Origin of the sequence: Pseudoalteromonas sp. NGC95, from assembly GCF_015864705.1 — a bacterium.
GTDB classification, from domain to species: Bacteria; Pseudomonadota; Gammaproteobacteria; order Enterobacterales; family Alteromonadaceae; genus Pseudoalteromonas; species Pseudoalteromonas arctica.
Map to the genome: position 1 here is coordinate 96,126 of NZ_JADYWR010000008.1, position 19,712 is coordinate 115,837.

At 38.5% G+C, this 19,712-nt stretch carries 15 protein-coding genes; 13 read left to right on the forward strand and 2 right to left on the reverse strand.

Going from position 1 to position 19,712, the window contains the following annotated elements:
* Positions 1 to 216: 216 nt before the first annotated feature.
* The 5 genes from I6E70_RS09380 (at position 217) to I6E70_RS09400 (ending at position 6,319) form a co-directional block, all read left to right on the forward strand.
* Entirely contained in the window at positions 217 to 1,884 is a 1,668-nt protein-coding gene (locus I6E70_RS09380; protein ID WP_010554456.1) for a methyl-accepting chemotaxis protein, read from the forward strand.
* 120 nt (positions 1,885 to 2,004) lie between these two features.
* Positions 2,005 to 2,538 (forward strand): MarR family winged helix-turn-helix transcriptional regulator, encoded by a 534-nt coding sequence (locus tag I6E70_RS09385; RefSeq protein ID WP_231611873.1) that lies wholly within the window; start codon positions 2,005 to 2,007, stop codon positions 2,536 to 2,538.
* Between the two features lie 117 nt (positions 2,539 to 2,655).
* Positions 2,656 to 3,405 (forward strand): hypothetical protein, encoded by a 750-nt coding sequence (locus tag I6E70_RS09390; protein WP_007584826.1) that lies wholly within the window; start codon positions 2,656 to 2,658, stop codon positions 3,403 to 3,405.
* 314 nt (positions 3,406 to 3,719) lie between these two features.
* Positions 3,720 to 5,072, forward strand: coding sequence for a magnesium transporter (locus I6E70_RS09395; protein ID WP_007584828.1), 1,353 nt, complete (start codon positions 3,720 to 3,722; stop codon positions 5,070 to 5,072).
* Positions 5,073 to 5,257: 185 nt separating this feature from the next.
* Entirely contained in the window at positions 5,258 to 6,319 is a 1,062-nt protein-coding gene (locus I6E70_RS09400) for a DUF21 domain-containing protein (protein WP_197188584.1), read from the forward strand.
* A 33-nt stretch (positions 6,320 to 6,352) separates the two neighbouring features.
* Here I6E70_RS09400 and I6E70_RS09405 read toward each other — a convergent pair whose 3' ends face one another.
* Positions 6,353 to 6,958, reverse strand: coding sequence for a TIGR04211 family SH3 domain-containing protein (locus I6E70_RS09405; RefSeq protein WP_007584830.1), 606 nt, complete (start codon positions 6,956 to 6,958; stop codon positions 6,353 to 6,355).
* A 294-nt stretch (positions 6,959 to 7,252) separates the two neighbouring features.
* On the opposite strand from I6E70_RS09405, the gene I6E70_RS09410 reads away from it, so the two are divergent.
* From I6E70_RS09410 to I6E70_RS09425, 4 genes are all read left to right on the forward strand, one after another.
* Entirely contained in the window at positions 7,253 to 8,776 is a 1,524-nt protein-coding gene (locus I6E70_RS09410) for a CYTH and CHAD domain-containing protein (RefSeq protein ID WP_007584831.1), read from the forward strand.
* Positions 8,777 to 9,007, forward strand: a complete 231-nt coding sequence (locus I6E70_RS09415) for a hypothetical protein (protein WP_231620089.1) — start codon at positions 8,777 to 8,779, stop codon at positions 9,005 to 9,007. It begins immediately after the preceding gene.
* Between the two features lie 192 nt (positions 9,008 to 9,199).
* On the forward strand, positions 9,200 to 10,009 hold the full coding sequence (locus tag I6E70_RS09420) for a phosphate/phosphite/phosphonate ABC transporter substrate-binding protein (protein WP_197188585.1): 810 nt from the start codon (positions 9,200 to 9,202) through the stop codon (positions 10,007 to 10,009).
* Positions 9,996 to 12,227, forward strand: coding sequence for an ATP-binding protein (locus I6E70_RS09425; protein WP_197188586.1), 2,232 nt, complete (start codon positions 9,996 to 9,998; stop codon positions 12,225 to 12,227). The genes I6E70_RS09420 and I6E70_RS09425 overlap by 14 nt, the downstream gene beginning before the upstream one ends.
* 39 nt (positions 12,228 to 12,266) lie before the next feature.
* On the opposite strand, the gene I6E70_RS09430 is transcribed toward I6E70_RS09425, so the two are convergent.
* On the reverse strand, positions 12,267 to 13,784 hold the full coding sequence (locus I6E70_RS09430) for a S10 family peptidase (protein WP_197188587.1): 1,518 nt from the start codon (positions 13,782 to 13,784) through the stop codon (positions 12,267 to 12,269).
* A 365-nt stretch (positions 13,785 to 14,149) separates the two neighbouring features.
* On the opposite strand from I6E70_RS09430, the gene I6E70_RS09435 reads away from it, so the two are divergent.
* From I6E70_RS09435 to mrcB, 4 genes are all read left to right on the forward strand, one after another.
* The gene (locus I6E70_RS09435) at positions 14,150 to 15,373 is read left to right on the forward strand and encodes a diguanylate cyclase domain-containing protein (RefSeq protein ID WP_007584842.1); all 1,224 of its coding nucleotides are present in this window, start codon (positions 14,150 to 14,152) and stop codon (positions 15,371 to 15,373) included.
* 220 nt (positions 15,374 to 15,593) lie between these two features.
* The gene (locus I6E70_RS09440) at positions 15,594 to 15,932 is read left to right on the forward strand and encodes a P-II family nitrogen regulator (protein WP_004587162.1); all 339 of its coding nucleotides are present in this window, start codon (positions 15,594 to 15,596) and stop codon (positions 15,930 to 15,932) included.
* 9 nt (positions 15,933 to 15,941) lie between these two features.
* Complete coding sequence (locus I6E70_RS09445) at positions 15,942 to 17,171, forward strand: ammonium transporter (RefSeq protein ID WP_010555509.1); 1,230 nt, start codon at positions 15,942 to 15,944, stop codon at positions 17,169 to 17,171.
* A gap of 150 nt (positions 17,172 to 17,321) precedes the next feature.
* Positions 17,322 to 19,664 carry a penicillin-binding protein 1B gene (mrcB, locus tag I6E70_RS09450; protein WP_010555510.1) on the forward strand — a complete coding sequence of 781 codons (2,343 nt, stop codon included), beginning with the start codon at positions 17,322 to 17,324 and terminating at the stop codon, positions 19,662 to 19,664.
* Positions 19,665 to 19,712: the final 48 nt, after the last annotated feature.

A 19,712-nucleotide genomic window follows, 5' to 3' on the forward strand; every position in this document is an offset into this window, starting at 1 on the left:
AATTATATATTAATTAATACGAAGGTCTCAGTGTTTTTAGTGTCCAAATACCTTCCTTGTGACTATAATATCTGCTAATTGAGCATAGTATGAGTTTACTCCCACCAATTTGTTTTTATTTACTATGCTTTTAAACCCAATAAAACAATGTAAACAGCCGTAATTTAATTTTTGGCTATTGTCGCTATATATGCATTTATATACCCCGGAGAAATAATGAGTAATTTAAGCTTGAAAAACAAACTGTTGTTATTAGCTATATTGCCCTTAATGCTACTTTTGATTAGCTTGATGCTGAGTTCTTATTATTTAGAGAATAAAAATCAGCAACAAAATTTTGAAGCATTTCAAACTAAACTAATAAGTGACAAACAAACGTTGCTAAGCACCGAGGTGGAAATTGCCAGTAAAATTGTGCGCTATCAAATAGCAAATGGCTCTGAGCAAGATGCTAAAAACGCTTTAAGAGATTTAACATTTGGTCAAGGTGGCTACTTTTTTATATACGACACAAATGGCGTTAGTGTTTTTCATGCATTATTAGGTGATGCTATTGAAGGGCAAAACAAAATAGGGATGACTGACCCTAACGGTAAAAAAATAATAGTGGGTTTATTAGATCAAGCTAGAAAAGGCGGTGGCGCTTTTAACTATCATTTTCAAAAACCAAATACCACAGGCTTAGTTGAAAAAATGGGCTATGCAGCAATGATCCCAGGTACAAACTGGATGATTGGTACTGGCGCATATATGGATGATATAGACGCAGAACTACTTAAATATCAAACAGCAATGCAAGAGCACATGAATGATAAGGTAGTGACCTTATTGCTAATTGCTTTATTTTGGGTTGTGTTAACTATTATATGTGCGTTAGTTGCCGCAAATACAATGGTAAAACCAATACAGCGTATGGCGCAAAGCCTTGACGACATTGCTAAAGGTGAGGGCGATTTAACCAAACGTTTAGACATTGATACTAACGATGAAATAGGCCAACTTGGCGAAGCATTTAATATGTTTGTAAGTAAGCTACATGGCATTATTGCCAATGTGGTTGATGTAACACACGATGTAAAAACAGCCTCTAGTGATATAAATACACAAACACGATTAATTGAAGACAAACTACTTAATCACAATCATGAAACAGACCTTGTTGCGACGGCTATTACCGAAATGTCGGCTACTTCTCATGAGGTGGCTCAAAATACGAATCAAGTGGCAGAGTCAACCCAAGCGGCAACGCAAGAAGTTGCTAAAGCTCAAGAGTGTGTTGATATTTCACTCAGTGAGGTGTCTAACCTAATGGGCGAGATAAACCTAGCCGCAGAACAAGTTGATTCACTCAGTGATCAATCTAAAAAGATTAATAGTGTACTAAGCGTAATTGGTGGAATTGCCGAGCAAACAAATTTACTTGCACTTAATGCTGCAATAGAAGCTGCACGAGCAGGTGAGCAAGGGCGAGGGTTTGCTGTTGTTGCTGATGAGGTAAGAAGCTTAGCAAGTCGTACTCAAGTTAGCACATTAGAGATTAGTGAAATGTTGAGTGAGTTACATAATTTAGTATCGGATGCTGTAGCCGCAATGCAAGCGAGTCAGAATAGTTGTAATCGCTCAGTAGAATCGTCTCGTGCTATTTCAGAAAGTTTAGGTGCGGTAACAACCTCAGTTAGATCAATTAACGACATGAGTACGCAAATTGCGACAGCGGCGCTGGAGCAAAGTAGCGTTACAGAAGAAATAAACCGTAATGTATTTGCCATTCAAGAAATCGTTAATGAACTAACTATTTCAAGCAAAACTACCTCTTCGGTAGGCCAGCATTTAGCTGCGCGTGGTGAAAACTTAGGCCAGCTTGTTGGCCAGTTTAAAATTTAACAAAGTTTAAAGCTTTACAGTAAAAGCCGCTAATAGCGGCTTTATTTTTGTGGCTTAGTTTTAGCTGCTTAGTTTTTATAAAAATTATTGAATTTTTTGTATGTGTTAAGGTCTATCAGCATGCAAATATACCTATACAGTGGAATAACCATGCAAAACATGCCATCAATTAAACGTTGTACTCGAGAAGAGTTAGCGCCAGAGCAAGACTTGGGGCGTTTAGTGTCTTTTTTACGCTCGAGATTAGCCATTCATGTTGATGCCAAGTTACTTCCTATGGACTTAACTTCTGCGCAATATATTGTGGTTGTACTACTTGCGAGAGAGTCGGTTAATACGCTTGCAGGACTTTGCGAGTATATGGTTTATGATCGTGGCGCTATGAGCCGCTTACTAAACCGACTTGAAGAAAAAGGACTCATTATTAAAACGCAATGTGAGCTTGATAAGCGCTCAACTATTTTGTGTTTAAGTGAAAAAGGTAAAGCTCTTTGTCCTGAAATTATGCCTGTAGTAAACGAAGTCTATGCTCAAGCATTAAATGGTTTTTCAGAGCCAGAAAAAAATCAAATAATAGACTTATTATTTAAAGCTATAAATAATCTAGATACATTACCCGAAATTCCCCCCACAAATAGATTATCAATAAAATAGCGATACTGTTTCAACAGAAAGTTAGCGTGCTAATTAGTTGATCTGATTGTGCGTAGAATCTAACTTTGATAATATAGTTGCCTAGGCAATTAAAGTTATCATCTTGTTAGGTTTGTTATGATTGAAAATAATTTGTTAGTACAATTACAGCAGCAATATCCAGAACATACTTTTATGCAACATCACTTAAGTGTTGTCCATAAGGGACGTTTTGCTAACGCGATTGTGTATCGATATAAAGATAATGAATTTGATTTAATTGTTAAAGATTTTAGCCAAAGCCCGTTATTTATCCGCAAAACATTTGCGCGACTATCTGTAAACCAAGAATATAAAGGATTGAGCCGTTTAGCTGAGCTTGATGCAGTCGCTAACCGCTTTTGTAGGTTATCGCCGATAGCCGTAGCTTATAACTATATTGAAGGCACGCCACTGCGCGCTTTAATTCATGAAGATAAAACGCTACCAGTAAGCTTTTTTAGCGAGCTTGAGCGTCAAGTAGCAAAAATGCATCGTAAAGGCATCGTGCATTTAGACTTGCGTAATATGGGTAACATTTTATGTGGCGCAGACGGTAAACCTTATTTTATTGATTTTCAGTCCACTATTAGCTTTTCACGTTTTCCGCGCTGGTTGCAACGCTTTATGCGAGGGTCTGACATGTCAGGTGTATATAAAGCATGGAATAAATTGGGTGAGCAACCTCTACCACAAAAAAAGCAAGACTATTTAGAGCGCTTTAATCACGTGCGTAAACGCTGGATTTTTAAAGGTTACCCAATACAGCGTGGCTATGCGTGGGGCGCTGCACTTATTACTCAATTTGTAGATTCAGACTTAGTACGAAATATTACTGATAGACTTTAATTTAAAGCACAAACCGTAATTTAAAAACACCTAATTCATTGTGTGATTTTGCCCATATTAGCCTAGCTAATATGGGATTTTTTTTATTATAAGTAATCCCTTTGGTTTGCTTACTTGTTGTTTAATCCCTCAAAAACAATTCCTTTTACTGTTTTTTTAATTTTTTAAAATAAATATTAGTACTGCATTTAGTTTGCCCATACAATGCGCAAAAATAGCTTGCGCATGCTTAATAAGTTCACGTTTTTTCTGCAATTTTTTATTGTTCAAGTAGACTATAAATAATGTGCGCTTTTAAATTTTAAGGTTTTAAGATGATTGAGTATCCGGTAGACCAACTTCCACAGCTCATAAATGATTTATTGCAATGCGATACAACAGAACGCAAAAATAAATTATTAGCAGATGCGCAGTTAACGCTTTCAACAGAGCACCTGTCATTACTTTTTGAGGCGATACCAAAAGAACAACGACTTGAAATTTGGCAGTTGCTTGACGAAGACACGCAACACGAAATTTTTGTTAATTTAAGTGAAGATAGTTGCTTGTGGTTGCTGCAAACACTAGAAGACACTGAGGCTTTTAAACTTCTTGATGAAGTTAATGTAGAAGAGCTACTGGAACTTGAAGAAGTTATACCAGAGCGATTTGTTGAGTATGCAAAAAAGCAACTCGATGAAGCGCAAACCAAACAATATGATTTAGCGCAGCAATACCCGCCAGAACAACTTGGTCACTGGTTAGGTTTTGACTTTTTAAAAGTATCGGAGAAGCTAACAGCCGGTGGTGCTAAAAAATTGCTACATAAAGGTTTACCGCAATACAGTGAAGTTATTTATTTAGTAAGCCGCAAGGGTAGTTTAATAGGTGAGGTTGCGGTAAATGATTTAATAAAAGCCAGCGACACCGATAACTTAATGACATTGGCAAATCATGACTTTTCATCGCTCCATGCTGATGATGATTTATATGAAGCGGCAGAGGTGGTGATTCACAGTGAAAAAATGGCACTGCCAGTGGTTAATGCTGATAACAAATTACTTGGGCGATTAACCATTGCCTCTGCTTATGAATTACGCCAAGAAATTGCTGATGAAGCAGCCGCTAAAGCCGGTGGTTTACGTGAAGACGAAGACCTGTTCGCAAGTGTGCGAAAAAGTGCTAAAAACCGTGGTATATGGTTAGGTATTAACTTAGCTACTGCCTTTTTAGCGTCTTGGTTCATCGGTTTATTTGGCGCAACTATAGAACAGGTTGTAGCACTAGCTGTATTAATGCCAGTGGTTGCTTCTATGGGCGGGATCGCAGGTAGTCAAACATTAACCGTTATTGTGCGTGGTTTAGCGCTTGGACAGGTTACAGATTCAAACCGCAATGCGTTACTTAAAAAAGAGCTACGTGTTGGCGCTGTAAATGGCTTGGTATGGGCGTTTGTAATAGGCCTGCTTACCTTCTTATGGTTTAACGATTTAATGCTCAGTATTACGATTACGGTAGCCATACTATTGAATTTAGTCGCTGCGTCACTAGCGGGTGTTGTTATTCCGTCTATTTTAGACAAAATGAAAATTGATCCTGCGTTATCTGGCTCGGTAATTTTAACTACCGTTACCGATATTGTTGGGTTTGTTACCTTTTTAGGTTTAGGCAGTTTATTGCTTTTATAAGCCTTATACCAATTCGCTTAATTAAGTGCTCTATTTTGAGGGAAGAAAATCGTGTCGATAACAAGGCAAAAATTTCGTTATTTAGTTGTTCTATATCAGAAATTTTTAACGTAGTTAGCGTCAGATTTAACCCCTCAAATTGATTAAGTATTATTGCGGATTGGTATTACTAACAGGAAAATACAATGACCTTTGAAGTCATGATTTGGTGTGCAATTGCTTTGTGTATTTCACAATCGGCAATATTTTCGGGCTTAAACTTAGCGTTTTTTTCACTAAGTAGGCTTCAGCTCGAAATGGAAAGTGCAAAAGGGAACGAGGCGGCCATAAAAGTGATGGCCCTTCGAAACGACTCTAACTTTTTATTATCGACTATTTTGTGGGGCAACGTAGGTATTAACGTACTACTTACACTACTTTCTGATTCGGTATTAATGGGCGCAAGTTCGTTTTTATTCTCAACTATCGCAATTACTATTATTGGTGAAATAACACCGCAGGCTTATTTTTCGCGTAATGCGCTAAAAATGGCGAGCCTACTTTCGCCGTTAATTAAGTTTTATCAGATTCTGTTTTATATAGTTGCTAAGCCAACGGCTTTAATTCTCGATGCATGGTTAGGTAAAGAGGGGATTACGTACTTTGCTGAAAGTGAGCTCAGAGGTATTATTCGCAAACACATAGAAGCAGAAGAGGCTGATGTTCAGCACGTTGAGGGAATAGGCGCGCTTAACTTTTTTAGCTTAGATGAAATAAGCGTAACCAAAGAGGGGGAGATAATTGATCCAGACTCTATTATTGCTTTGCCTACTAAGCTTGATTTGCCTATTTTCCCAGACCTTACATTAACGACTGATAATGAGTTTTTACGAAAACTACATAAGTCAGGTTATAACTGGGTGATCATTACCAATGAAGACGGTTGGCCTTTATTAGTGGTAGATGCTGACGGCTTTTTACGTTCGGCCTTGTTTGAACCAGAGACGTTCGATCCTTATCATTATTGTCATAGACCTATTATTGTTGCTGATGAAGCGATGCGCCTGAGTGAAGTTATTTTAAAAATACGGGCTAGTCATTCTTTAGATAAATCGTTTGATGGGGCCATTGATCACGATGTGGTGTTAGTGTGGAGTGATGTGAAGCGCATTATTACCGGCGCTGATATATTTGGTCGGTTACTCAAAGGTATGAGTGCACCAAAACTCGAACTGCATGAAAATACAGAGAATAAAAAGCCGCTATAAAGCGGCTTTTTTGTATTCTATAGAAAGAGGGGGTTATGCCCAACCTTCGTAGCGCTTACGACGTGACAACACTATCGTTAATATAATACCTAAAAACAGGCCTAAAAACGCAATAGCACCACCGTAAGTAAGTAGCTGACGTTTCTCTTTTGAGCTAGCAGCTTCTTTTTGGGTGCGCTCTTGTTCTAGCGTCGTTTTAAGCTTAGTAATTTGGGCCGATAACTGCAGGTTTTGATCAGTTAAAGTTTGGTTTTGCTCTTGTAGCTGCGGAAGTTCTATTTGAGCTTGGCGCAGGTTTTCTTGCATAGTGCTCATTTCGCTACTGAGTGTTTTGTACTGTTGGTGTAAACCTGCCGTTTTGGTAACAAACTTAGTTTCTATCCAACCTTCGCGGTCTTTATCATCTTTAATTTTTATAAAGCCGTTTTCTTCAGCAGATAACAAGGTTAACTTTGTTCCAGCATCTACAGAGCCGAGTAGTCGATAATTCTTACTCGCACCAGAGCGCATAAAAGTATATAAATTATCGATAATATAAGCGGTGTTTGCATTAGTTGAATTTGCAGGTTTTGCTTCTTCTGCATAACTCATAAATGTGGTGGCTGTTAAAAGTAGCCCTAATAAACAATGTTTTAGCATTTATCTACCTTGTTGATCTAACTGCGTCCGTTATGAACGTGATTTTCATTTCACATAAGTAGTTAGATAGTATGGATTAAATAGCTCAATAGCAAGACTGATATTGTAACCCAGTAGCAGTTACCTAGCCCACTAGGTTACAAACCTCGCCCCGCGATTAAATTGCCTCTAGATAGAACGAATTTTAATCCACAAAGGTCAACAGGCACTAAAATAAGGCTAAAAAATTTGCATTGTTAGTGTGCTTTGTTTATTTTGAGCACTTATTTATTTTAAAGGTAATCCGCAAACCGAATGGATACTGAGATAGAACTGAAATTTTTGGTATCAGATGCCGTTATTCCACTGATCCCCTCGTTAATTACTCAATTTGCAAAAACGGTGAAGAATAAACCGTCACGCAGCTTACAAAATGCATACTACGACACGCCAAGCCGAGAGCTTAGAGCGCTTGACATAGGCTTTAGAACTCGCTGTTCTGACAGCGAATGCGAGCAAACTATAAAGCTTGCAGGTGAAGTTGTAGGTGGTTTACACCAACGTCCAGAGTACAATTTACCAATTGAATCAAGTCGCCCTAATTTAATGGCGTTTGATGCTGATATTTGGCCTCATGGCATGCAAATAAGCGCAATCTCAAAAAACTTGTATCCAATATTTAGTACTAACTTTATTCGTCGTACTTGGTTAATTGAAACCGAAAGTGGCGCTAAAATTGAAGTTGTACTCGATAAAGGTGAAATTGCGGCTTCGGGTAAAATTGAAATTATTAGCGAGCTTGAAATTGAGCTTGTTGAGGGCAGTCGTAATGAGTTGTTTGCGTTTGCAGATGTACTGGTTAGCCAGAACTGTATCCGTTTAGGATTATACTCTAAGGCCGCGCGTGGTTATCGCCTTGCAGATGAAAAACCTTTAACACCAAGCAAATCTATTGGTTTTGTTCAATTACCAAAGTCGACTACCCAAGAGCGTGCTTTAGTTGAAGCCATGAACTTTGGCATTCGCTTTGTGCAAAAGCATGAGCAATGCTATTTCGATAAGCCAAGTTTAAAAACGCTTAAACGCGTAACTGACGGCATTAGCCTAATACGCCATACTTTTTGGCTGTACGACGATATAGTATCCAAAGAAAGTACAGAACATTTACGTACAGAGCTTAAATGGTTATTAAGCGAATTAGCGTGGGTAGAAAACGCGATTCAATTAAAAACGTACACGTCTAAACGCCATGCTTTTTATAAAAAAATTAATGCTGCTCCAGCACTTACTCAAGTCATTGGTGATTTAAAAGAGTTACAGCCAAGCATTGACGATATAAATGCACTGTTTCATAGCGCGCGTTATAATCGTTTATTACTGTCGTTAACTACGTGGTTAATTGATAAACAGTGGCGTAAAGATTGGGGGCAAATAGAGCTTCAAGCGGCTGAGCAAAACGTGTCGTCCATTGCGAGTAGGCTTTTTAATAAAGACTGGAAAAATCTGCACGAATTACTCCCTAAAGAACAAACACTCGATGTCGCTTCGTATTTAAACCTGCGCACTCAACTTGAAAATAGTTTACTGAGCGGTAACTGCTTAGGATCGTTATTTGATAAAGAAGAACGCCTAGAGTTTAGATTGCCTTGGCTTGATATTTCTCATGGTATTTATGAGTTAAGTACGCTTGAGTATTTAAAGCAGTTATGTGCTGGGCAAGAAGACGAACAGCTTGCTAAAATCCAGTCATGGCTTGAACAAAAGTCTGAATATTTGGTTAGTGCGATGGAGCAAAGTCGCCTTGCTTCATTTGACATAGAACCTTACTGGCAAAAATAAATGATGCGCTTTTGTAATGAAATTCAGTTACAAAAGTGCTTATTCGTTATTCTTTTATTAGTTAGTTTTAACACTTACGCTGAGCCAACATGGCATTTGTATAAAAACAAAAATGGCGTAAGTGTGTATTATCAAAGCCACAGTGATAATATTTTTGAAGTAAAAGCGCAGATGAGCGAAATACCAACCAGCTTTGCCTCATGGATCAATCCCTGCTTGGCTAATCAATAAAGCCGGCCTAAAAAGTACTTACGACATCTTTATTAATTTACATCATATGCTCACACATAAAAATACACTCCAAAACTACCTGTAATCAAAGTGGGTCAGTGCTAAATATCGAATATATAATAATTTTATGGTGTGTTGAGTAGTCTTTAACTACGCTTAAACAATAATGACACGCTATTATTTGGAGAATTGATGAAGTATTTAGTGGCTATATTATGTTTGATGCACAGCTCACTCTTATTGGCTCAAGAATATACCTTTGGTGTAGTGCCGCAATATGAGCCGCAAAAGCTAAATGCTATTTGGCAACCTTTGTTAAAGCAAGTAAGTAAGCAAACAGGGGTATCAATAAAGCTAATTACAGTTGAGTCTATTCCGGTATTTGAAAAAGCCTTTGCTAATGGCGACTACGACTTTGCATACATGAATCCATGGCACAGTGTTGTAGCATATGGAAAACAGGGATATTTGCCACTAATAAAAGATGCAGGGCGAAAGCTGCAAGGTATTTTGCTCGTAAACAAAGACAGTGGTATTGATAATTTAAGCCAACTAGAGGGCGCCGAAATAGCATTCCCTGCACCTAATGCATTAGGTGCGTCATTATTAATGAGAGCCGACTTAGCGTTGTTGTATGGGCTAACAATAAAGCCTGTATATGTACAAACCCACCCTTCGGTATATTTAAATGTAGCACTGCATTCAACAATGGCGGGCGGTGGTGTAATGGGCACATTTAAACAACAACCAGAAAGCCTGCAAAATAAGCTTAAAATTCTTTATAAAACGCGTGAAATTAGTCGCCATCCAATTGTAGCCCACCCAAGGGTTGACCCTGCAATACAGTTAAAAGTGCAACAAGCTATTTTAGATATTGGGCAAAGCTCAGAGCATAAACATTTACTTGCAGGTATCCCAATTATTAAACCTAGTATTGCAACTTTAGCAGAGTATCAGCAGTTAACTCAGTGGGGCTTGCGCTCATTTTATGTTGAAAATTAGAGGGTTTCGTAGTCTAAGGGCACAAAGCTTTATTGTTGTATTGCTTTGTGGCTTGCTTATGGCCTGTCTTTTTATGTTTTACGCCTTACCTGAGCAAGCGCGTTGGGTAAACGATGGGCTTTCAAAGGCTGCTCAGCGTTCTTTAGCGCAGTTATCGACTTCTATAACGACTCCGTTGTTAACTAGGCAGTATGCAGAGCTGTATGAAGAAATAGACAGCCAACTCCAAACTCGCCCTAATTGGAAAAGTATTAAAATTGTTGATGTGGATTCAAATAACCAATTATACCCGCTTGAAAACTGGGTTGGAGCAAATGAAAACGGCGACATGTTGTTATCTCAGCAGGTGGTGTTTTTAGATAAACCGCTGGCTAATATTAGCTTGGTTGTTAATTTTACGAATGAGATAAACGAATCTTCAAAACTTCATTACATCCTAATATATATACAATTTATTATTTTAGTTATCGTTTTTATAGGTTTAGCTTGGCTGGTGGATTACAGGGTTACATCGCCTTTGAGGACGTTAAAACGGGGGTTTTCACGTTTAGCCAAAGGTGACTTTGACTGCCACATAGATAAACAACAACAAAACGAAGTGGGCAGTGTAATAAGTGCATTTAATAACATGGTTGATGAGGTTGCTAATAACCATCAAAAATTAAATGTATTACGAATTCAAGCTGAGTCAGCAAGTAAAGCAAAGTCAGATTTTATGGCCAGTATGAGCCACGAATTAAGAACCCCATTAAATGCAATTTTAGGCTTAGCCCAGCTGTATGGATATGATGAGAGTGCTAATAAAGTACAAAAAGAAAACGCGAAAAGCATTTATCAAGCTGGAGAACATTTACTATTACTTATAGACGATGTACTTGATTTAACCGCTATTGAGTCGGGTAATATGCAGTTTAGTTTTTCTTATGTGCCTATTAAAAGCATATTAGAGGAGTCAGTAGAGCTTGTCACTGAGCTTGTTAAAGGGCAATCAATAACACTGCATACCCAAGGTTTCGAGTCCTTAGAAGGGTTGAGTATTTATATTGATCAGCGCCGCTTTAAACAAGTGATGCTTAACTTGCTTTCAAATGCGATTAAATACAACAAACCAAATGGCAGCATTAATATAAATTGCCGGGTGTTAAGTAATAAACAATGCGAAATAGATGTAACAGACACCGGATGTGGATTTGCTCCAGATGATATTTCTCGCTTATTTAAACCTTTTGACCGTTTAGGAGCTGAAACCAGTAAAGTGAACGGTACGGGTATTGGTTTAGTGATAACTAAGCAGCTGGTAGAGCGTATGCAGGGTTCTTTAAGCGCGCAAAGTGAGCAGCACAAAGGTTCTTGTTTTACACTAAACTTTAACAGCTTTGAGCAAACTGACTTGCCAGCACAAGTGCAATCTCCTCAAATAACACTTCAAAGTTTAGATACAGTAACTCTTCCTACGCTTGAGGTTTTAGTAGCAGAGGATCAGGTTACAAATCAGCAAGTATTAAGGCAGCAATTAACCATGCTTGGAGTGTGTTCTACTTTTGTAAGTAATGGGGAACAAGCTTGGGAAACTCTGCAAAATAAGCACTTCGATATTTTACTAACCGACATTCAAATGCCTTTACTCGATGGGTTAGGGTTAGCCAAAAAAATACGCGAAAACACTCATTTTGATAAACTGATTATAATTGCAATTACGGCCAACATTACCAAAAACAATATAGATAATTGTTATGATTGTGGAATGAACGGCTTTTTAACCAAGCCCATTGAGCTTGTTAAATTAAAGTCGTTATTGATGGAGCACTCTCAAACAGTGGTCAACACGCGATCAGAAAAATCTGATGGTGAAAATATAGCTTCAGATAGTTTTGATCAACTAGATATCACGTTATTAAAAGCAATGCTTGGTGATGATCCTACTGTGCACTGCATGGTGTTTAATGCGTTTTTACAAACGGCAGGGGAGCAAATTAAATTAGCTAATGCGTATGCTAAGAGTAAAAATTATGTTGATTTGGCTTTTCAGGCCCATGCCTTAAAGTCGTCGTCAAAATCGGTAGGGGCTATTAAACTGGCTGATATATGCCAGCAGATCGAAACGTATGCAGAAAATGACTCTATTGATAACAATGAAATGCAAAGTCTCGAGACCTGCTTCAACGATGTAGTAACGCAACTTAAAAGCTATTGTTTACGATATGAAAAACGCACATAAAAAATGGCTCATAAAGAGCCATTTTATGTTTTAAATATTTTAGTATTTAGCCGCTTCTCCTTTCTTAGGTAAAGCGTCCTGTATAAAGTCACGTAAATCGTTATTAGAGCTTTCTAAGTCAGCGTGGCGAAGGTACATCATATGCCCACTTCTGTAGCCTTTAAAGCTCAAACGGTCTTTCATTTTACCGCTTGGGTCTAATTGCCATAACGTATATTTAGCGTCAAAGTAATTGGTTGCACCATCAAAGTATCCTGATTGAATCATCACGTTTAAGTAAGGGTTTTGCGCCATTGCCAAACGTAGATTTTCGCCCGTATTATTACCGGTTCTATCCCATGGGTGAACATTACCAAATAAATTATATTTTACATCTGTTTTATAGTTTAGCTCTTCACGTAAGTAGTGATTAATTGCAGGAGTGAAAGAGTGTAACCAAGAGGTAAGTTCAGCCCAGTAGTCTGGGGATTCACCTGCGTCGCGTTTATCTATTCCTAAATAACGAGAATCTAAGCGACCCACAGTTTGACCACGTTCACGTAGTAGCTCTTTCCAGAAAAATTGAGTTGGAATATCCAAGTTATTTTGTTCAACAAACTTTTCTGATAAGCCAGCGTAGTGTGCCATTTTTGTAATAATTCGACGTTTTTCTTCAGCATTAATAAAGCCACCCTTAGCAAGCGCTGGGATTAACTCGTTTACAGTAAACTCTTCAACTTCAGGTAATAACTCATCTAGATCTTTAGCTTGTAAATCGGCTTTAAGTGCTTTGTGATACCAAGCAGTCGCTGCAAAGTAAGGTAGGCGGTTAGCGGCTTTAATCGGGCCGTCGCGCTTAATACCAATATCAGTAGGTGATACGAGAACAACACCGTTTATGTACATCCATTGACTATTTTGAAGCTCATGAGCAAGACCCGATACACGTGTTGTACCGTAGCTTTCACCAATTAAAAATTTAGGCGATCGCCAGCGCTGTGCTCTATTTACAAAAGTATTTAACCACTCAGCAAGGTATTTAATATCGGCATTAACACCAAAAAATAGCTCTTTTTGTTTTGCTTTAGAAGGAAGTTCGCCTTTTTCGTTTTCAAGTACGCGAGAGTAGCCTGTATTTACAGGGTTTACGTAAACAATGTCGGCAATATCAAGTACAGAATATGGGTTGTCTTTTACGCCATAAGGTTGAATTGGATAGCCTTCGTCATCAATTTTTAATACGCGAGGGCCAGTATAAGCAAGGTGCATCCATACAGAAGCCGAACCTGGCCCGCCATTAAACGAAATAAGTAATGGACGAGTTGTCCTGTCGTCAACTTTGTCGCGTGTATAGTAGGTGTATTGCAATGTCGCAACCGCGTCGCCTTTATCATCCCATACAGGTTGTGTGCCTGTGGCAACGGTGTAATTAAAGCGTTGACCGTTGATTTTAGCTTTATGTTGAGTAACAACTTTGCTGTCTACATCAATACGACGTTGGTTATCGGCAAGCGTGCTTGTACTGATTATTAATGCAATAACGGTTATCGGTAAACTGATAATACGACTAAGCTTCATTAGGTGTCCTTATTATTGTTGATACACCATTAAAGACATTAATGAGTTAAATAACAAAAGTATTGAGACTAGTGGCCGATAATACTAGTTAAGTAAGGTATTAATGCGCTTAGAGACGCGTGCTAACCACTTTTATAGTTATTTGGGATTTGGTTTCTTTATTTAGTTAATCACAGAATTCAGGTATATTGCGGGCCTACTTGTATTGATTTTATATACAAGCTATCACCAAAAAAATCTAATGGATTACGCTTTCAAGCACATAAGTGCACTCTACACCGGATGTTTATGACTAATGCTATTGCAGTAATAGCGTTGTATTTGTCGTTTTGTTACAAAATTAATTAAAGGTAAAGAGAAGCTTTATGCAAAGAGTATTAGTGGTTGAAGACAGTAAAGTAGTGCAGCAGGTGCTTCGCCACTTAACTGCACAATACCTTGATGTAGCAATTGATTTTGCTTGGTCTTTAGCAGAATGCGCTACGTTCGTAGAAAAATACGACTATACGCTTGCGTTAGTTGATTTAACTTTGCCAGATGCTCCGCACGGTGAAGTTGCAAAATATACTTTATCTAAAAAAATTCCTACGGTTGTTTTAACCTCAAAAATAGATGAGTACAAGCGCCAACAAATGCTTGAATTGGGCGTAGTTGATTATGTTATTAAAGATAATCGCGATTCTTACCATTATGCCGTTAAGCTCGTTGCGCAATTACTCAGAAATCAAGGCTGTAAAGCACTAATAGCAGATGACTCATTACTAAGTCGCTCGTTAATGAAGCAAATGCTAGAAAAGCAATTGTTTGATGTAACAGATGCCCACGATGGACAACAAGCACTCGAAATATTAAAAGCTAATCCTGATATAAAGCTACTTATGACCGACTACGCTATGCCCTCTATGGATGGCTTTGAACTTGTCAAAGCGGTACGTAATTTTAGAGGCCGAGACGACTTAGCAATTATTGGCTTGTCGGGCGCGGGGAAGCATGGCCTATCAGCACGATTTATTAAATATGGCGCCAATGACTTTTTAACAAAGCCATTTATGAATGAAGAGTTTCATTGTCGAGTACTTCAAACAATGGAGCAACTGTCGTTAATTTCAGATATTAAAGAAAGCGCACATAGGGATCACTTAACAGGGCTTCATAACCGACGCTACTTTTATCAATATGCAGAAAAGCTCCTTAAAAGTAAAAACCAGAAAAATACTTTGGCATTGCTTGATATCGATTTTTTCAAAAACATTAACGATACATTAGGCCATGAAGGCGGCGATCAGGCTTTAAAACAGGTTGGTTCATTAATACGATCTACGTTTTCAAAGTTTACGGTTGCACGGGTTGGCGGGGAAGAGTTTGCCATAATATTACCTGAAATAGAGCTAGAACGCGGTCGTGAATACTTTGAAGCATTTAGGAAAAAGATGGCTAGTTACGATTTTTCTATTAGCGATAAATCAATTAAAATTACCACGAGTATAGGCTTGGCTGACTTTCAAGACACTAGCTTAACACAGGCAATGCGTGTTGCTGACAAAGCATTATACGAAGCTAAAAACCAAGGCAGAAACTGCGTGGTATAACCCTTCTTAAACAAAGCTAGATACGTGATAAATATATAGAGATATAGCACGCACCAATGTAGCTGACTTGTTAAATTAACGCACCTAATTGGTGCGTTTTTTTTGATCTTGAGTTTGTGTTTTTTACTAAGTGGCTGTTTTTAATTGATATAAAATAGTGGCACAAAGGTTGGATTGTTTAACCCAATAGGATAACAATAAAGAGTCCGAGGGGGCCGCTATGAAAATGATTAGTGCAATCATAAAACCATTTAAATTAGACGACGTGCGTGAAGCACTCGCTGATTTAGGAATTGAGGGGATGACAGTAGTTGATGTTAAAGGTTTTGGACGTCAACGAGGTCATACTGAGTTATATCGTGGTGCAGAATACCAAGTAGATTTTATTCCTAAGATCAAACTTGAAATTGCAACTCGTACTGAAAATTGTCAACGCGTTGTTGAAGCAATCACTAAAATTGCATCAACAGGTAAAATTGGTGACGGTAAAATTTTCGTGTACGACTTGGATCAAATTGTTCGTATCCGTACTGGCGAACTTGACGAAGAAGCAATTTAAGGGGGTCTCATGGAAAATACAATAATAGAACTAAAGTTTTCACTCGATACCTTTTATTTTTTAATATCAGGTATATTAGTAATGTGGATGGCAGCAGGTTTTGCCATGCTAGAGGCTGGCTTAGTTCGCTCTAAAAACACAGCTGAAATTTTAACTAAAAATGTCGCGCTATATTCAATTGCATGTACGATGTTTTTATTAGTTGGCTACAACATTATGTATGTAGACAATGCCGAAGGTGGTTTTATTCCTTCAATAGGCGCTTTAATTGGTACACAAGCTGCCGATGCTGACCATTCTTTAGAATCTGACTTTTTCTTCCAAGTAGTATTTGTTGCAACCGCTATGTCGATTGTATCGGGTGCTGTTGCTGAGCGTATGAAACTGTGGGCTTTCCTAGGTTTTGCTGTAGTACTAACTGGTTTTATTTACCCTATTGAAGGTTACTGGACATGGGGTGGTGGTTTCTTATCTGAAATGGGCTTTGTTGATTTTGCAGGTTCTGCAATTGTGCATGGCGCAGGTGCAGCAGCTGCACTAGCTGGTGTATTAATCCTAGGTGCTCGTAAAGGTAAATATGGTAAGAACGGTGAAATATACCCAATTCCAGGTTCAAACTTACCACTTGCTACACTAGGTACATTTATTTTATGGATGGGTTGGTTTGGCTTTAACGGTGGTTCTCAATTACTACTTTCGGATAAAGAAAACGCAACTGCAGTAGGCCAAATATTACTTAACACCAATGCAGCAGCTGCAATGGGTGCTATTGCAGCACTGTTTGTATGTAAAGTACTTTGGGGTAAATCAGATTTAACAATGGTCTTAAATGGTGCATTAGCTGGCTTAGTTGTTATAACAGCAGACCCTCTATCTCCATCACCATTAATGGCATGTCTACTTGGTCTACTTGGTGGTGCACTTGTTATATTTAGTATCATAGCACTTGATAAAGTTAAGATTGACGATCCAGTGGGTGCTATCTCTGTTCATGGTACGTGTGGCGCATTAGGTATTATGTTAGTACCGCTAACCAATGGTGACGCAAGCTTTGTTAATCAGTTAACGGGTCTAGTATGTATTCTTGCCTTTGTATTTGTAGCATCATTTATTGTTTGGACTGTGCTTAACAAAACAATGGGTATACGAGTAACCGAAGAAGAAGAACTAAACGGTATGGATCAACACGATTGTGGTATTGAAGCCTACCCAGAGTTTGTTTCTGTTCGAAATAGCTAATAGTTTATTTAAATAATAGTGTGTTTACACAAAGCCCTACTTCGGTAGGGCTTTTTTTGTTTCAGGGGGGGTTAACTTTTCGGATGTTAGGATATATCCAATATGCTAAGCTCACACTCGTGAATAACCCTTGGAATAAATTACACTTAAATGGCCGACAATAAAAAAACACCTACCAGTAAACCTGCAGTTAAACGTGCAAGTAAATCGTCAAGCAAGACAAAAAAAAGCACCTCAAAGGGCAGTAAAAAAACAGTGGAAACCACTGTTAAACGCTCTTTTATGAGAAAAACATGGTCAGTGTTTTGGAAACTAAGCTTGGCTGTTTTTATTGCAATGGCAATGTATTTCATTTATTTAGATTCAAAAACAACGCGTATATTTGAAGGTAATAAATGGCAACTTCCAGCGCAAGTGTATGCTCGTTCTATGGAGTTTTATCCGGGGCAATTTTTATCAAGTCAGGAAGTAGTGTTTGAGCTAGAGCGTTTAAATTATTCATCGGTTAATAGATTAAGCCGCACAGGGCAGTTTGTTAAAACAGCAGATAGCATCAAGATTTATCGTCGTGATTTTGAATTTTATGATGGCCTTGAAGAATCACATATTATTGAACTTCGCTTTGCAGGGCAAAAAGTTGCGACCATTAAAGATAAATTTGGCAGGCGTTTAAATTCTGCTCGTCTAGAGCCTGTGCAAATAGCACGTATTGGTAATGACTCTAAACAAGATAGAGAATTTGTACCACTAGATAAGTTTCCAGCAATGCTAAAAGATACGCTATTGGTGGTTGAAGACCGTGATTTTTACGAACATCATGGTGTATCAGTGTTTTCTATTTTACGCGCGCTTTATTCTAATATTAAAGCGGGGCGCACCGTTCAAGGTGGTAGTACGCTTACTCAGCAGTTAGCTAAAAATATTTACCTAACACGTGAGCGCTCTTTAGTACGAAAAATAAATGAGGCCTTTATTGCCCTTATTTTAGATTATCGTTATTCAAAAGATCAGATATTAGAAGCTTACTTAAATGAAGTATACCTAGGGCAGTCATACAACCAAGGTGTGCACGGTATGGGGCTTGCTGCTGACTTTTACTTTTCAAAGCCGGTAGATGAGCTTGAGTACGATCAAATTGCTTTGCTGGTGGCAATGGTTAAAGGTCCATCTTATTACAATCCACGTCGCTATAAAGAGCGCACAATGGAGCGCCGAGACTTAGTGCTTCGCCTTATGGTTGAAAACAAGCTACTTAGCACAAAAGAGTACCGTGCATCGCTTAATCGCCCAATTGATATTGCGCCAATGAAAGCGAGTTTACAAAAATCATATCCAGGCTATTTAGAGTTAGTAAACAGAGAACTAAATGAATTATTGCCAGATCAGCAAACACTTGATGCAGGCGTAAGAGTATTTACTTATTTTGACTTACAAAAGCAAACAGCAATGGAAGAGTCTATTGAAAAGAGCTTACCGTACCTGGAAAATCGTCCTAGAACCGAAAAACTAGAAGCAGCCATGATCTCTGTTAATGTAGAAAAGGGCGGTGTATCTGCACTTGTTGCAGGGCGCGATGTTCGTTATTCAGGGTTTAACCGTGTTTTAGATACAAAGCGTAATATTGGCTCGCTGGTAAAACCGGCTGTGTATTTAAGCGCATTGCAATTACCACATTATAATTTAGCTACTTTGCTTGATGACTCGCCAGTACAGGTTACAAATGAGCAGGGAAAAGTGTGGCAACCAGAAAATTTTGATCATAAATACCGTGGAGCAATCCCTCTTTATAAAGCATTTAGTAACAGTATTAATATTCCAGCGGTTAATTTAGGCCTCGATGTAGGTGTTGATAAAGTCGCGAAAACACTAAAAGGATTAGGCGCTAAAGGGGCGATAAACGAATACCCATCGTTGCTTTTAGGGGCTGTTGAAATGTCGAGTTTTGAAGTTGCTCAGCTTTATACGACAATTGCTGCAGATGGCGAATATAAAAAGCTCACTGCAATTTCGGCATTAACTGACTCGGTTGGTAAAGTACTTTATAAGCATAAAGTAAATGCAGAGCCTCGTTTTGATAAATCTGCAATGTATATGACTAAATACGCGATGAAACGCGTAACGAAAGACGGCACTGCTAAACGCTTAAATTTACACTTCCCATCAATCCAACTAGCAGGTAAAACAGGAACTAGTAACGATTTACGTGATAGTTGGTTTGCAGGCTTTGATCAAAATACTGTGACTGTTGCGTGGCTTGGTCGAGACGACAACAAAAGCACGGGTTTAACAGGCAGCGTGGGCGCATTAGAAGCATATATTCGTTACTTAAAGCCACTTAATCCACAAGCAATAGCTGATACGCGTCCTCCATCAATACGCTGGGCATTTGTAAATGAGCAAACGGGTAAGCAGGCACCACCAGGATGTGGCAAGGTGATTCAGCTACCGCTTAGAGCGAGTGAGTTCGAGCCAAGACCACAATGTATTCGTTAATTTAAGATTACTTTAAACAACAAAGCCGCTTATTTAGCGGCTTTGTTG